The sequence below is a fragment of the Methylobacterium sp. CCH5-D2 genome, from assembly GCF_001556475.1.
GTDB lineage: Bacteria > Pseudomonadota > Alphaproteobacteria > Rhizobiales > Beijerinckiaceae > Methylobacterium > Methylobacterium hispanicum.
On the sequence record NZ_LSIX01001094.1, the window covers coordinates 1 to 232 of the forward strand.

Sequence of the window (232 nt, forward strand, 5' to 3'; positions counted from 1 at the left end):
GGTCTACGCGGGCGACGCCTACCTCGCCATGTCGCCGACGACCGACCGCGACAGCCTCGGCACCACCCTGTTCGCCCTCGACGCCGACACGGTGCCGGACCGCGGCAGCCACCCCGAGCGCGGCCTCGCGCTGGCCCGGCGCACGCTGGCCGAGGCCGACGTGGTCGCCGCCGACGTCGTGCTGATCACCGACGGCGACGGGCTCGGCGACGCGGCGCGGCGCGAGGCGCGC

At 78.4% G+C, this 232-nt stretch carries 1 pseudogene; it reads left to right on the forward strand.

The window, feature by feature from the left end:
• Positions 1–232, forward strand: a pseudogene (locus AX737_RS29400) (VWA domain-containing protein); the annotation flags it as partial.